This window comes from Bordetella sp. 15P40C-2 (assembly GCF_009763235.1).
GTDB lineage: Bacteria > Pseudomonadota > Gammaproteobacteria > Burkholderiales > Burkholderiaceae_B > Bordetella_A.
The window spans coordinates 54,827-69,112 of sequence record NZ_WSJA01000021.1 but is presented as its reverse complement, the minus strand read 5'-3'; the positions used below and the strand labels follow the sequence as shown (position 1 = coordinate 69,112).

The window sequence follows — 14,286 nt, the reverse complement described above, 5'->3', positions numbered from 1 at the left end:
GTTGCGTTCTGAACCCCGCGAGCGTCGCTTCGATCAGCTTAAGAAGGAGAGCCAGCAATGTTCCCATTCTCAAATCTTGGTCCAATCCCACATCAAATAACCGACCAGGATCTTTCCATTCCCTCCTTGGGGGGCAAAACGCCCAATGAGTGCTTGGATCTGGCTATTATCAGCTCCAATGTCCGGGACGTGCGAGACATCCTTGAACATATGCGTGTGGATTACCGTGCCCTCAACGCGGACGGCCTAAACCCTATCCACAGGGCGATCTATGGCAGCTCCGACGCGGTAATCCAGCTGCTGATTGATAAGGCCAGCAAGCTTGATCCGGCCGCACTGCATGATCCGGACAAAGATGGTTATACGCCGTTGATGCACGCTGTGTTGCAAGGAGAGGTCAAGCTGGCGCTTGAGTTGATTCGGGCCCATGGTGCCACGGAGGAACATGGTCGAGAGCCTCCTATCTCTTACGACAGCCCAAGTCTGTTTCGGGAGACACGCGATAACGCGATACGGCTCATCGCCTCCGGCGGAGACACTGCCACGGCGCAAATGGTCGCGCTGGCGCAGCGCGATGAGGTCTTCTTAAAGATGTTCTCCGGTTGGTATGCCGACCTGCAGGGCGCGTGCGCGTCGGGCAGGCTTGAAGATGCCCGCGACGCACTTGCTAATGGCGCCGACCCTTCCTATTTGCTTGCAAAAACGATGTCGTTCCGCGACGGTCCGGTGATATTGGAGAAAAGAGCGACCGTTATCAAGAATCTGATGGCACTTGGCGCGGATCTCAACGCCGCCCTGGCATTTGGTGACCTGAGCGGGCTGGGTGTCCACGGTATGAGCGCATTGGTACTGCTGGGCGCATCGCCAGAGAAAGCCATGAACATCCTGGAGCAACGTGGCATACCGTATGAACCGAAAGATTTCGATATCGGCTTTGATCCCGCCCACCGCATACGCAAGCTGGCCATGGAGGGAGATCATGAAGGCGCCGTTGATGTGGCAGGCGCGGTGCCCCCGAACGACAAAGATTTCCTCGATTGCCGCGTACTCATTCCCTTGGCGAACGAGGGCCATCTCGATGCCATTTCGGGATTGTTGGCGGAGGACGTAGTAGAACTACGGCCCGTTGTTGATCGGTTGGTCAGGAGCGGAAACCTGGTGGCGTTGCAGAATATCGTCGCCGCCGCCCAAAGCGATACTCTCTTTGTCAAGGTGTTTGGACCCTTGAACAGCGGTAAGCGAGTCGACGTGAATAACCTGAGTGAGCTGTTCGCCGCTGGATTCGACCCCTCGAAATATCTGTGGAACCTAGCCAGTCAGCCGCAAAACCGGTTTCTCGCCAGAATACTGATTGCCGCAGGTGCACGGATAGAAAACGCACTGCGTTCGGTGCCCGCCGATAGACGATCAGAGGCCTCCCAAGTTCTCAATGCACTTTCCCATGACGTGGCCGGAGTTATCAGGCAAGTGCAGCGAACGTACAATCCGGGCGGTATTACCCTCGTCGAAGACATTCTGATTGCGCAAGGGATTAGAGACAGGGGCCTGGCGGCGCCGATTAACTCCGTGGCCGAGCAGCTTCGCGCGATGAACAAGATCGCTGAATCCAATCTGCTGGAGGCTGTATTGCGAGTGGACTGGCCTGCCATTTATGAGCAGGTGGGCAGATCGCAGGAAACAGCTGGCAATGTATTGATGCTGATGGTGCTTCGCACGCCGCTAACCTTGTCTGCGCCATACACGCGGTTATTAGTGCAAGCGGGCACAGATCTGATGAACGTCGCTGATAGTATTCTCGATCAATATCGACTCAACGAATGGGAAGCCATTCGCAACGTGGGGGCGTTGGTGCACGCGGGTTACAATCCAATTGAATTGTGTGAGTTATTGGTCGACATGGACCTGGCGCAGTTTGCCCAACGAATGGTTCAGGGCACCTCTATCGATTTACTGGACGCATTTGCATCGCTGGCGAAAATGGGCGACGTGGACCGGCTGCGCAAACTTGTTCCTCTGCAGAATACTTTCCATCCTCACGATTTGATCATCGCGGATCCCAAAGGAGGGGCAGAGACTGCCAGGAAGTTGATCGCGGCAGGCATGGACGCTACCGGCGCGCTTTCACAAGCACTATTGCATGACGAAGGCAAGATGGCGGCGGAGATGTGCGATTTGGGTGTTGATGAGGCAGCGGCGCTGGCTCCATGCCTTATCCAGAATGCCTTCTCCACGTTGCTGGCCTTCGTGGTACGAGGCACTGACATTGAACGGGCGCTCGCTCATATCGAGAATCCCGTCATACAAGAAGCGTTACGCCAGGGCCTCAAGCGGCAACGTGCGCATGAAGAGGAATGGGGCGCGCAGCGAGAGCTCTCTCCCACGTTTCGCATGATAATTGACGAAGAATGATGCGATCGCGTCCTGGCTGAAGCTGTCGCCAGCAAAAAAATTCACCATAAACCGGCGGTGCGCTCGCGCGCTAGCGGTTTGACGATGTCTTGTCGCGGATACGGAATAGAGGGAATAATCGGGCCTCGCGAACATCGAGGCTCGTATGACACCTTTCAAAGGCAGACTCCGTGTGCGGCATCTGGAGATTGTGCTGACCGTCGCGGAATTAGGCAATTTGTCCAGAGCGGCCACGCAGCTGCACACGACGCAGTCGGGCCTGTCGCGTGCCATCGTCGAGATAGAAGAGCTGGTGGGTACACGTCTCTTCGAACGTACTGCCAAAGGCACAGGTTGCACCCCGGCGGGCGAGGCCATGTGCCGTCATGCGCGGCAGTTGTTGGCGGACTTCCGCCGGGCCGAGGTTGAGCTCGCTGCTGTCACGCGTGGCGACGAAGGCAGTTTGACGGTTGGGTGCTTTTCCCTGTTCGCGGGCTGGCCGATGGCGCCCGCCGTGCAAGCGTTTCAATCTCGATATCCCCGCGTCATGCTCACCGTCGAAGTCGGCACTCACGAGCAGCTTGTTGATATGCTGGATGCGGGTACGTTGGACGTGCTGGTCAGTCGATACGGGGCCAGCGTCAATCCCCAGGTCTATCGGTCAATGACCTTGTTGCACGATGAGGTGGTGTTGGTTTGCGCGAACGCGCATCCCCTGGCGAGCCGACCTCAGAGCACACTGGACGACTATTTGCGCTATCCGTGGATCACTGCGCTGCCGGGCAGCCGGATACGCGGCGAACTTGAGCGGCGCTTGCTCAATCAGGGATATCCCTTGCCCGATATGGTGGGCGCGCTCTCGCCGGAGTTCAATATGGAGTTGGTGCAGCGCGGCGCTTACTTGGGGTTAATGCCGGGGAGCGTGGCGGCCGTGCTGCAGGCGCGCGGGAGCATCACCATGCTGCCCGAGTTGCCGCCGTTGCAGCGATCGCCGATGTCCGCAATCTGGCGGCGCGACCGGCCAAGTTCGCGGCCTGTACGTGCGTTTTCGGTCGCGCTCGCTCAGGCGATACGTGCCGACAAGGCCTTGCTTCAGTCTCACGGATACGCCGTGCTGTAAGGCATGCGCAACGCGCATACCTTTGCTCAAAAGTCGCATGCCTGGCGTGAATGCTTGCCCCTACCATAGGAGACTGAGTGCCATAAGGAGGGGAGATGTCAGAGACTATCACCATAGCGCTACCGCAGGGGACCGTGCGCGGGATACGCGAATCGCGCGTCCTTAGTTTCCATGGCGTGCCGTACGGCGAAGCCCCCGTAGGCCCGCTGCGGTTCGCTGCACCCCGACCAGCCCGTTGGTCTGGCGAGTGCGATGCCACCCGGGCAGCGCCCGTCGCGCCACAATTGCCATCGAGGCTGCGCGATGCCATGGGCGATTTTGACGCGCGTCAGGATGAAGACTGCCTGCGTTTGTCCATTTGGGTGCCTGCCGACGGCGCTATCCAGCAAAGCCAGGTGCGACGAGGAGGCAGCCCAGTCGCGGCCCCGTCGGACGTGGCCGGTTCGCCGGCAAAGCCACATCGTCGCCCCGTCCTGATCTGGCTGCACGGTGGCGCCTGGCAGAGTGGTGGCATCCTGCCCTGGTATGACGGCGCAAGACTGGCAGCCGAAGGCGACATGGTCGTGGTCGCCGTGAGTTATCGTCTCGCCGCCCTGGGCTGGCTGCCACTGCCCGATGCCACACCGAATGCCGGCTTGTTGGATCAAGAATTGGCCATTGGCTGGGTGATCGAGCACATCGCTGCGTTCGGCGGCGACCCCGAGGCCATCACCGTCATGGGCCAATCCGCAGGCGCGACGTCGATCTGCGCCATGCTGACCCGTCAACCCCGGTTCTCTCGCGCTATTTTGCAAAGCGGATCTTTGGGGCGGGGCTGGCGTAGCGCGGAGCAGGGCGCCCGCCTGGCGCATGCCTATCTAGGCGCGTGCGGTGTCAATACGACGCAAGAGGCTGCCGCGTTGCCCGTGGAAACTCTGCTGGCTGCGCAACAGCACCCTGACGTGCTTAAAGCGTTGCAGGCAGAAGGCAGCGGCCGATCGTTATTTGCGCCCGTCCTGGACGGCGACATTTTGACGACCGACATGCAGAACGCGCTGGCTGCTGCGGTGGGACGCGCAGATGTTCTGGTGAGTTATACCCGCGACGAAATGGCGGCTTTTCCGGGTCAAGGGGTCAATCCCCAAAGCGCCGCGCTGGGCAATGCGATCTTTGACCAGCCTGCCCGGCAATGGGCCGCCGATGCAATCAAAGCCGGTCGTCAAGCCTGGCTTGCACGGTTCGATGTCGCACCCACCCAGCGGTTCGGGGCCTGCCATTGCATTGAACTGCCCTTCGTCTTCGGAACGCTCGATGCGTTTCCTGATGCACCCATGTTGCACGGACTGAAGGCCGTCAGCGCGGAATCCCTGTCGCAACGTACCCGCAAGGCCTGGATCGCTTTTGTCCATGGCGAGTCGCCCGGATGGCCCATGGCTCCCCATCAGCAAATTTTCGACGTGCAGTGACGCCTTTATGGTGCGCCATCCCAGCGACTGCATCCAGCCAACGACTTTATAAAGAGATACTCATGTTCAAACGCCTATTCGTTATCTGGGCCGCCGCCTTGATGTGGCTCGGTCTTGTCAGCAGCCCCGCCCATGCCGCCTTTCCGGACCGCCCGGTGCGTATCATCGTGTCCAATCCGCCTGGCGGCCCCGTTGATGTCATGCTGCGCGTACTGGCCACCCGCCTGTCAGAGATGTGGAAGCAGCCCGTCATCGTGGAAAATCGCCCCGGCGCTTCGGGCATGATCAGCACCAGCACACTGCTAAAGGCCCCGGCAGACGGCTACACCCTCGGCATGGTGGTTGCGTCCACCATCACCATCGTGCCGTTCGCGGTAGACAGCTTCGATCCGGTCAAGGACTTGCAGCCGATTTCGTTGGTCGCCCGCACGCCCTTCGTCTTTGTCGTGCGTGCAGACAGCCCGCTAAAAACGTGGGAGGACTTCGTCCAGGAAAGCCGCAAGCGTGACCTCAACGTCGGCTCATTCTCCATTGGCACCGCTTTCCACCTGGTATGGGAACAAACCGCCCGCAAAGCCGGCATCAAGGCCCTGTATGCCCCTTCATCATCGTCCGGCACCACGCTTAACAATCTGATTGGTGGCGAACTCGACGTCGCGCTCGACGCTCCCTCGAGTTCCAAAGGCCTCTTGGAAAGTGGCCGCCTGCGCGGCCTGGCGATCACGAGCCCCACACGGTTCAGCGGTTTGCCCGACACGCCCACATTAGAAGAGTCAGGCATGCCCGGCTATGCCCCGCAACCTTGGATTGGCCTCATGGCGCCCGCAGGCACGCCTGCCGACCGTGTCGCGTTCATTCAGCAATCCGTTGCCACCGTCCTGAAAGATCCGGCGATGCAAGCGCAAATGCAAGGCCTGGGCATGATCCCCATTGGTAGCTCGCCCGAAACGCTGGCCGAAACCATCCAGTCCGACCGCAACGAAATGGCCCCCCTAATCAAGGACCTCGGCATCCGCCTCCAATAATCCCGCGCAGCTCCATAGCGCCAGAGCCACGCATATCCCCGAACTGGCGCCAGGCTCTCGCTCATCTCGGATGCCGCATAAGGCCCAAGCCTATCCTCGAGCTAGCGTAAAGCCCACGAGCATCCCCGACGCAAGCCGGAGCGTGCCGCCCAAGCCACACCGGCCCGTTGAGCGCGGGGAAGCCCCCGAAGGGGGCCGAGCCCCCTGCTCATGGGGCGAGCCCGTGCGACAGGGCCGGTGTGGCTTGGGCGGCGCGCTCCGGCGTCTAAAGAACCCGTCAGCCGCCCCAAATACCCCACCGCCCCCAAAAACAAAAAGGATTCACCGCCAACAGCAATGAATCCCCAAACCAAACCCAAAAAAGCGCCGTCCCCGGCGCCAGAAAAACCTTACTTCCGCTTAGAAAGCGGCACGTATTCCTGATCCTCCGGCCCCACATAATTAGCCGTAGGACGAATGATCTTGTTATCGACCCGCTGCTCGATAATGTGCGCCGACCATCCCGCCGTACGCGCCAGCACAAACAGCGGCGTGAACATTGCCGTCGGCACGCCCATCATGTGATAGCTCACCGCCGAGAACCAGTCCAAGTTCGGGAACATCTTTTTGACTTCCCACATCACCGTCTCCAACCGCTCGGCGATGTCGTACATCTTGGTCGTACCGGCTTTTTTCGAAAGCTTGCGAGCCACTTCCTTGATGACCTTGTTGCGCGGATCCGAAACCGTGTAGACCGGGTGACCAAAGCCGATGATGACTTCCTTGGCTTCCACGCGGCGACGGATATCGGCCTCTGCTTCGTCCGGGCTGTCGTAACGCTTTTGCACCTCGAACGCCACTTCGTTGGCGCCACCATGCTTCGGCCCACGCAGCGCGCCGATCCCCCCGGCGATAGCCGAGTACATGTCCGATCCCGTACCCGCGATCACGCGGCACGTAAACGTGGACGCATTGAACTCATGCTCCGCGTACAGGATCAGCGAGGTGTGCATCGCACGCACCCACTCATCCGAAGGCTTCACACCGTGCAGCAGATGCAGGAAATGACCGCCAATGCTGTCATCATCCGTCTGCACATCGATCACGTGGCCGTTGTGGCTGTAGTGATACCAGTACAGCAGCGCCGAACCCAGATTTGCCATCAAGCGGTCAGCAATATCGCGCGCGCCCGGGATGTTGTGGTCATCCTTCTCGGGCAGCACGCAGCCCAGCACCGACACCGCCGTACGCATCACATCCATCGGGTGGCTGGAGGCGGGCAGGGCTTCCAAAGCCGTTTGCAGTTGCGCCGGCAGACCGCGCATCGAGCGCAGCTTGTCCTTATAGGCCTTCAGTTCCGCCTTGTTCGGCAGCTTGCCATGCACGAGCAAGTGCGCGATTTCTTCGAACTCCGCTTCGCCCGCGAAGTCGAGAATGTCGTAGCCACGATAGTGCAGGTCATTGCCCGTACGGCCCACGGTACACAGTGCCGTGTTGCCGGCCACCACGCCGGACAGCGCGACGGATTTCTTGGGCTTGAACCCGGGTTTGTCTTCCGTGGGGGCGCTCGTCTGGGCCTCTGTCACGGCTGCGCTTTGCTTCTTGGAAGTGCTCATGTCTCTGACTCCTTTCCTTGGTTGGCGTCAAATGGGGCGAACGTAAACTGCGCCGTCGCGGCCAGTGACATCACTTACACCGGCCGCCGACGGAAATTACTTGCCTTTGCCTTGCTGGAACAGCGCGTCCAGTTGCGACTCAAATGCATGGTAGCCGATGCGATCGTACAACTCATCGCGGGTTTGCATCGTGTCGAGGACATTTTTTTGATGGCCATCGCGGCGAATGGCTTGATAGACGTTTTCCGCGGCCTTGTTCATCGCGCGGAATGCCGACAGCGGATAGAGCACCATCGCTACGTTCACGCTGCGCAGCTCGTCCACGGTGAATAGCGGCGTCTTGCCGAACTCGGTGATGTTGGCCAGCACCGGCACGTTGACGGCTTTCACAAAGCGATCGTAGGTCGGCAGGTCATAAGCGGCCTCGGCGAAAATCGCGTCGGCGCCGGCTTCCACGCAGGCCAGCGCGCGTTCGATCGCGGCGTCCACGCCATGCGAGGCAATCGCGTCGGTACGGGCGATCAGGTAGAAATCGGAATCCGTGCGCGCATCGGCGGCTGCTTTCACGCGGTCAGCCATTTCCTGGGTGCTGACGATTTCCTTGCCCGGACGGTGGCCGCAACGCTTGGCGCCCACTTGGTCTTCGATGTGGCAGGCGGCCGCGCCGAATTTGATCAGGCTTTTAACGGTACGGGCGATGTTGAAGGCCGAAGGCCCAAACCCCGTGTCGATATCGACCAGCAGCGGCAGATCGCAGACATCGGTGATGCGGCGCACATCGGTCAGCACGTCGTCCAACGTATTGATGCCCAGATCGGGCAGGCCGAGTGAGCCAGCGGCCACGCCGCCGCCCGAGAGATAAATGGCGCGATAGCCCGCGCGCTTGGCCAGCAAAGCATGGTTCGCATTGATGGCGCCAACGATTTGCAGGGGGCTTTCTTCGGTCAGCGCCTGGCGAAACAGCGCGCCGGGGGAGGTGGGGCGGGTCATGAGCGGATCTCCGTGGTGTGCCGGACGCTCACTCTGGCGCCCGGGCCTGATGGTGATGGTGCAGGAAAAGCAGTCCGCGGTCATTCGACAAGGTCGAAAATAGGCCGCTGCACGGAGGAAGTGCGGGTGGGCTGCGCAATAAATCTGTGTCCTGGCCCGCGGATGGCGAAGCGACAGATTTATTACGGCGCGGCCGGGACATATCGCCAGGCCGCGCCGCCCGCCAGGCTTACGCCTGGCTGCTTGCGAACATTACTTCAGCAAGTCTTTCACGCCGTCGCGCTCTTCGAGCAGTTCTTTCAGCGTGAAGTCCAGGCGCTCGCGCGAGAAGGCGTCGATTTCCAGGCCTTCGACACGCTTGTACTCGCCGTTCTCGGTGATCACCGGCACGCCGTAGATGATGCCTTCGGGGATGCCGTAGGAACCATCCGAGGGCACACCCATGGTGACCCACTTGCCGTTGCTGCCCAGGACCCAGTCACGCACGTGGTCGATGGCGGCGTTGGCGGCCGAAGCAGCCGACGACAGGCCACGGGCCTCGATGATGGCGGCGCCGCGCTTGCCCACGGTGGGGATGAAGACTTCGCGGTTCCATTGATCATCGTTGATGATCTTGGCCAGGCTTTCGCCGCCGACGGTGGCGAAGCGGATGTCCGGATACATCGTGGGCGAATGGTTGCCCCAGACGATCAGGTTTTCGATATCGGCAACAGCCTTGCCCGACTTGGCAGCCAGTTGCGACAGGGCGCGGTTGTGGTCCAGGCGCAGCATGGCGGTGAAGTTCTTGGCCGGCAGATCCGGGGCCGACTTCATCGCGATGTAGGCGTTGGTGTTGGCGGGGTTGCCCACGACCAGCACCTTGACGTCGCGGCTGGCGACTTCGTTCAGCGCGCGGCCTTGAGCCGTGAAGATCTGGGCGTTGACGCTCAGCAGATCCTTGCGCTCCATGCCGGGGCCGCGGGGACGGGCGCCGACCAACAAGGCCACGTCCGCATCCTTGAACGCGGTGCGCGGATCGCTGTGAGCGGTGACTTCTTGCAGCAGCGGGAAGGCGCAGTCATCCAGTTCCATGATGACGCCCTTGAGGGCTTTTTGCGCTTTCTCGTCGGGGATTTCCAGCAGTTGCAGAATGACCGGCTGATCTTTACCCAGCATTTCGCCCGAGGCGATGCGGAACAGCAGGGCGTAACCGATTTGGCCGGCGGCGCCGGTAACGGCGACACGCAAGGCAGGCTTAGACATGAACGTTCTCCGTGATGAGTTCGTGTGAGATGAAATTCTCTTTGTCAGTTTAATCGCTGGACGCCGCTCATGCGTCGCACGGGGTGTCGAGGAAACTTGTAAATCCTAGATGGAATTTACGTATGCGTCAATTGTCTTATATCTTATATAAGACATAAGACGTTGGACAGTGCCGGGCCGCTTGTGCCACAATGCCGCGTTTGCCCGGCAGGATGATCCTGCTTTTTTCCAGGGTCTACGAGACCGAGAAAACCCGCTGATAAATCGACCATGGCAGACCCCAGGCCCGAACCTCCGCTACGACATCGCGCCGCCCGACCGGCCGGCGAGGGGGCCGCGTTCAGTCCGCTGTATCGTCAGATCAAGGATTTGCTGGTGCAAAGTCTTGATCGCGGCGAATGGAAACCCGGCGAATTGATTCCCAGCGAGATTGATCTGGCCGCGCGCTTTCAGGTCAGTCAGGGTACCGTACGCAAGGCCGTCGATGAACTGGCCGCCGAACATTTACTGATCCGCCGCCAGGGCAAGGGCACGTTTGTCGCGACTCATCACGAGGCGCGGGTGCGATATCGTTTCCTGCGGCTGGCCGCCGACGAAGAAGGCGAGAATGGCCGCGCCGAGAGTTTCATCCTGGAATGCCGCCGCCTGCGCGCGCCTGCCGAGGTCGCTCGCGCACTGGAACTGCGCGCCGGTGAAACCGTGGTGATGATTCGTCGCCAGCTTTCCATGAATCAACGTCCGACCGTCATCGACGACATCTGGCTGCCCGGGTCTGTGTTCAAGGGTCTGACGCTGGAGCTGCTGACGGCAAACAAGGCGCCCTTGTATGGTCTGTTCGAAACCGAGTTCGGGGTCAGTATGGTGCGCGCCGACGAAAAACTCCGCGCGGTGGGCGCGCCCGCTGAGGTGGCGGGATTGCTGGGCGTGGCGCCAGGCGCGCCGCTTTTGCAAGTCGATCGCGTGTCCTACACCTATGGAGACAGACCCATGGAAATTCGCCGCGGTTTATACCTTACCGATCATTACCACTACCGCAATAGTTTGAATTGATGAGCTTTTTCACAACGATTTGATACGAACCGTACTCTGGGCGAAAATAGCGTGTTTGCCTGCACCGGCAACGCTTATTTCGTTGTCACGAATCCCTAGCACCGTAACACCGAGGCCGTCATGTCCGACACCGCTGCCAAGCCACGTCCGCAGTTTCGCAATATTGGTATTGCACAAATTGCGACCTATCGCCTGCCCCTGGCGGGCAAGCTCTCCATCCTGCACCGCATAAGCGGCGCGCTGCTGTTTCTCTGTTTGCCCTTGGTCATTCTGCCGCTGTTCGCGGCCAGCGTGGCCTCGCCTGAAAGCTACGCGCAGATCGCCGAATATGCCGGCAATCCCATCGTGAAACTGGTGTTCCTGGTGCTGGTGTGGGGTTACCTCCATCACTTCTGTGCCGGCATTCGTTACCTGATCCTGGACCTGCATATCGGTCTGGATAAGGTCTCGGCCCAGAAAAGCGCAGGCGTCGCGTTTGGCGTGAGCCTGGCACTGACCGTCGTCTTTGCCCTCAAATTGTTTGGAGTTCTGTAATGGCTCAATCCAAAAACTATGGCCCCAAGCGTTTGGTGGTAGGGGCGCACTACGGCGTCATCGACTTTATCGCGCAGCGCATCACGGCCGTGATCATGGCCATCTACACGCTGGTGCTGATCGTCGGCATCATGATGATGCCCTCGTTCTCCTATGAAAGCTGGAAGGCGCTCTTCACCTTCCATGCGGGCCCGATTCCTCTTGGCCAGATGCTGGCCACCCTGTTCTTCTTTGCGTTGGCCTGGCACGCCTGGATTGGCGTGCGCGACATCTGGATGGACTACGTCAAGCCCACGGGCGTTCGCCTGTTGCTGCAAGTGCTGACGATCCTCTGGCTGGTCGCCTCGGTTGTCTATTTCGCGCAAATCCTCTGGAGTATCTAAGCCGTGGTCTCTGTCATGAATTCCTTGCCACGCCGCCAGTTTGATGTGGTGGTCGTTGGCGCCGGCGGAGCCGGCATGCGTTGCTCGTTGCAATTGGCTCAAGCCGGTCTGTCCGTGGCCGTGCTGTCGAAAGTTTTCCCGACCCGTTCGCACACCGTTGCGGCGCAGGGCGGCGTGAGTGCTTCGCTGGGCAACATGAGCGAAGACCACTGGTACTGGCACATGTACGACACCGTCAAGGGTTCGGACTGGCTGGGTGACCAGGATGCCATCGAGTTCATGTGCCGCGAGGCACCGAACGCTGTGTACGAGCTCGAACACTTCGGCATGCCGTTCGACCGTAACGCCGATGGCACCATCTATCAGCGTCCGTTCGGTGGACACACCGCCAACTTCGGTGAAAAGCCCGTGCAGCGCGCCTGTGCCGCTGCCGACCGTACCGGTCACGCGCTGCTGCACACGCTCTATCAGCGTAACGTCGCTGCGCGCACGCACTTCTTCGTCGAATGGATGGCACTGGATCTGCTGCGCAACGAAGCCGGCGACGTGGTCGGTGTGACCGCGCTGGAAATGGAAACCGGCGACGTCTACATCCTCGAAGCCAAGACCACCGTGCTGGCCACGGGCGGCGCGGGCCGTATCTGGGCCGCATCGACCAACGCCTTCATCAATACCGGCGACGGTCTGGGCATGGCGGCTCGTGCCGGCATTCCGCTGCAAGACATGGAATTCTGGCAATTCCACCCGACTGGCGTGGCCGGCGCGGGCGTGCTGATCACCGAAGGCGTGCGCGGCGAAGGCGGCATCCTGTTGAACAAGGATGGCGAACGCTTCATGGAGCGCTATGCGCCCACGCTGAAAGACTTGGCCCCGCGTGACTTTGTGTCGCGTTCGATGGACCAGGAAATCAAGGAAGGTCGCGGTTGCGGTCCGGACGGCAGCTACGTGGTGCTCAAGCTCGATCACCTGGGCGCTGACGTCATCAACAAGCGTCTGCCCTCGATCCGCGAAATCGCGATCAAGTTCGGTAACGTCGATCCGATCAAGGAACCGATCCCGGTTGTGCCGACCATCCACTACCAGATGGGCGGTATTCCGGCCAACTATCACGGCCAGGTGCTCGAGCGCGTCAACGGCGAAAACCGTGTCGTCAACGGCCTCTACGCCGTGGGCGAATGCGCGGCCGTGTCGGTGCACGGCGCCAACCGCCTGGGTACCAACTCGCTGCTCGACCTGATCGTGTTCGGTCGCGCCACCGGTAACCACATCGTCAACTCGCACCCCGAGCGTCAGCATTCCCACCAGCCGGTGCCCAAGGAAGCCGTCGACTTCTCGATGAGCCGCCTGGCCAAGCTGGAAGGCCGCACCTCGGGCGAAAAAACGCAAGACGTGGCCAACGCCATCCGCGTGTCCATGCAGCGTCACTGCGGCGTGTTCCGTACGTTGGAGTTGCTCAACGAAGGCGTGGGTCAGATCGAAGATCTGGCCAAGCAAGCCGAGCACATCTACTACAAGGACAAGTCCAAGGTCTTCAACATGGCTCGCATCGAGGCGCTCGAAGTCGCCAACATGACCGAGGTCGCTCGCGCCACCATCAAGTCGGCCGCGAACCGTACCGAGAGCCGTGGCGCCCACGCGCTGAACGATCACCCGACTCGCGACGACGAAAACTGGCTGAAGCACACCCTCTGGTACTCCGAGGGCAGCCGTCTGGAATACAAACCGGTCCAGATGCAGCCGCTGACGGTCGAGTCCTTCCCGCCCAAGGCGCGTACTTTCTAAGCAGGATGCCGTGATGAGCACCAAGAGAATCGTCAAATTCGAGATTTACCGCTACGATCCGGACAAGGACGAGCGCCCGTACATGCAGAAGCTGGAAGTCGAACTCCAGCCGACCGACAAGATGCTGCTGGACGCGCTCGTGCGCATCAAGAACGATGTGGACGACAGCCTGTCGCTGCGTCGTTCGTGCCGTGAAGGCGTGTGCGGTTCCGACGCCATGAACATCAATGGCAAGAACGGCCTGGCCTGCACGACCAACCTGCGCGAGCTGAAAGAACCCATCGTTCTGAAGCCGCTGCCCGGTCTGCCCGTGATCCGCGACCTGGTCGTGGACATGACGCACTTCTTCAACCAGTACCACTCGGTGCGTCCGTATCTGATCAACGATACGCCGCCTCCCGAGCGCGAGCGCCTGCAGTCGCCCGAGGCGCGCGAAGAGCTCGACGGTCTGTACGAGTGCATTCTGTGCGCTTGCTGCTCGACCTCCTGCCCGTCGTTCTGGTGGAACCCGGACAAATTCGTGGGTCCCGCAGGTCTGTTGCAAGCCTACCGCTTCATCGCCGATAGCCGCGACGAAGCGACCGGCGCGCGTCTGGACAACCTGGAAGACCCGTACCGCCTGTTCCGTTGCCACACCATCATGAACTGTGTCGATGTCTGTCCCAAGGGGCTTAACCCCACCAAGGCGATCGGCAAGATCAAGGAACTGATGGTCCGTCGCACGGTCTAGTA

The 14,286-nt window shown here is 60.5% G+C and carries 12 protein-coding genes; 9 read left to right on the top strand and 3 right to left on the bottom strand.

Annotated elements, in window-relative coordinates:
* Positions 1-57: 57 nt before the first annotated feature.
* The 4 genes from GOQ25_RS09930 (at position 58) to GOQ25_RS09915 (ending at position 5,978) form a co-directional block, all read left to right on the top strand.
* Positions 58-2,409 (top strand): ankyrin repeat domain-containing protein, encoded by a 2,352-nt coding sequence (locus tag GOQ25_RS09930; protein ID WP_160350308.1) that lies wholly within the window; start codon positions 58-60, stop codon positions 2,407-2,409.
* Between the two features lie 145 nt (positions 2,410-2,554).
* Positions 2,555-3,508 (top strand): LysR family transcriptional regulator, encoded by a 954-nt coding sequence (locus GOQ25_RS09925; protein WP_160350307.1) that lies wholly within the window; start codon positions 2,555-2,557, stop codon positions 3,506-3,508.
* A 95-nt stretch (positions 3,509-3,603) separates the two neighbouring features.
* Positions 3,604-4,953, top strand: a complete 1,350-nt coding sequence (locus tag GOQ25_RS09920) for a carboxylesterase family protein (RefSeq protein ID WP_160350306.1) — start codon at positions 3,604-3,606, stop codon at positions 4,951-4,953.
* Between the two features lie 62 nt (positions 4,954-5,015).
* Positions 5,016-5,978, top strand: coding sequence for a tripartite tricarboxylate transporter substrate binding protein (locus GOQ25_RS09915; RefSeq protein WP_160350305.1), 963 nt, complete (start codon positions 5,016-5,018; stop codon positions 5,976-5,978).
* A gap of 389 nt (positions 5,979-6,367) precedes the next feature.
* Here GOQ25_RS09915 and prpC read toward each other — a convergent pair whose 3' ends face one another.
* The 3 genes from prpC to GOQ25_RS09900 all read right to left on the bottom strand — a co-directional run bounded on the left by prpC (position 6,368) and on the right by GOQ25_RS09900 (position 9,805).
* The gene (prpC, locus tag GOQ25_RS09910) at positions 6,368-7,573 is read right to left on the bottom strand and encodes a 2-methylcitrate synthase (RefSeq protein WP_160350304.1); all 1,206 of its coding nucleotides are present in this window, start codon (positions 7,571-7,573) and stop codon (positions 6,368-6,370) included.
* A gap of 96 nt (positions 7,574-7,669) precedes the next feature.
* Entirely contained in the window at positions 7,670-8,563 is an 894-nt protein-coding gene (gene prpB / locus GOQ25_RS09905) for a methylisocitrate lyase (protein ID WP_160350303.1), read from the bottom strand.
* Between the two features lie 252 nt (positions 8,564-8,815).
* On the bottom strand, positions 8,816-9,805 hold the full coding sequence (locus tag GOQ25_RS09900; protein ID WP_160350302.1) for a malate dehydrogenase: 990 nt from the start codon (positions 9,803-9,805) through the stop codon (positions 8,816-8,818).
* A 270-nt stretch (positions 9,806-10,075) separates the two neighbouring features.
* Between GOQ25_RS09900 and GOQ25_RS09895 the strand changes: the two genes are divergently transcribed.
* The 5 genes from GOQ25_RS09895 (at position 10,076) to GOQ25_RS09875 (ending at position 14,284) form a co-directional block, all read left to right on the top strand.
* Positions 10,076-10,855 carry a GntR family transcriptional regulator gene (locus GOQ25_RS09895; protein WP_160350301.1) on the top strand — a complete coding sequence of 260 codons (780 nt, stop codon included), beginning with the start codon at positions 10,076-10,078 and terminating at the stop codon, positions 10,853-10,855.
* Between the two features lie 120 nt (positions 10,856-10,975).
* Positions 10,976-11,389, top strand: coding sequence for a succinate dehydrogenase, cytochrome b556 subunit (sdhC, locus tag GOQ25_RS09890; RefSeq protein WP_160350300.1), 414 nt, complete (start codon positions 10,976-10,978; stop codon positions 11,387-11,389).
* Complete coding sequence (sdhD, locus tag GOQ25_RS09885; protein ID WP_160350299.1) at positions 11,389-11,772, top strand: succinate dehydrogenase, hydrophobic membrane anchor protein; 384 nt, start codon at positions 11,389-11,391, stop codon at positions 11,770-11,772. The genes sdhC and sdhD overlap by 1 nt, the downstream gene beginning before the upstream one ends.
* 3 nt (positions 11,773-11,775) lie before the next feature.
* Positions 11,776-13,554 carry a succinate dehydrogenase flavoprotein subunit gene (sdhA, locus tag GOQ25_RS09880; RefSeq protein WP_160350298.1) on the top strand — a complete coding sequence of 593 codons (1,779 nt, stop codon included), beginning with the start codon at positions 11,776-11,778 and terminating at the stop codon, positions 13,552-13,554.
* Between the two features lie 13 nt (positions 13,555-13,567).
* Positions 13,568-14,284: a succinate dehydrogenase iron-sulfur subunit gene (locus GOQ25_RS09875; protein ID WP_160350297.1), complete on the top strand. Its 717-nt coding sequence runs from the start codon at positions 13,568-13,570 to the stop codon at positions 14,282-14,284.
* The last annotated feature ends 2 nt before the right edge of the window (positions 14,285-14,286 follow it).

Coding starts and splice junctions, on each gene's coding strand:
- GOQ25_RS09930 (WP_160350308.1), top strand. CDS start 58: ATGTTCCCATTCTCAAATCTTGGTCCAATCCCACATCAAATAACCGAC.
- GOQ25_RS09925 (WP_160350307.1), top strand. CDS start 2,555: ATGACACCTTTCAAAGGCAGACTCCGTGTGCGGCATCTGGAGATTGTG.
- GOQ25_RS09920 (WP_160350306.1), top strand. CDS start 3,604: ATGTCAGAGACTATCACCATAGCGCTACCGCAGGGGACCGTGCGCGGG.
- GOQ25_RS09915 (WP_160350305.1), top strand. CDS start 5,016: ATGTTCAAACGCCTATTCGTTATCTGGGCCGCCGCCTTGATGTGGCTC.
- prpC (WP_160350304.1), bottom strand. CDS start 7,573: ATGAGCACTTCCAAGAAGCAAAGCGCAGCCGTGACAGAGGCCCAGACG.
- prpB (WP_160350303.1), bottom strand. CDS start 8,563: ATGACCCGCCCCACCTCCCCCGGCGCGCTGTTTCGCCAGGCGCTGACC.
- GOQ25_RS09900 (WP_160350302.1), bottom strand. CDS start 9,805: ATGTCTAAGCCTGCCTTGCGTGTCGCCGTTACCGGCGCCGCCGGCCAA.
- GOQ25_RS09895 (WP_160350301.1), top strand. CDS start 10,076: ATGGCAGACCCCAGGCCCGAACCTCCGCTACGACATCGCGCCGCCCGA.
- sdhC (WP_160350300.1), top strand. CDS start 10,976: ATGTCCGACACCGCTGCCAAGCCACGTCCGCAGTTTCGCAATATTGGT.
- sdhD (WP_160350299.1), top strand. CDS start 11,389: ATGGCTCAATCCAAAAACTATGGCCCCAAGCGTTTGGTGGTAGGGGCG.
- GOQ25_RS09875 (WP_160350297.1), top strand. CDS start 13,568: ATGAGCACCAAGAGAATCGTCAAATTCGAGATTTACCGCTACGATCCG.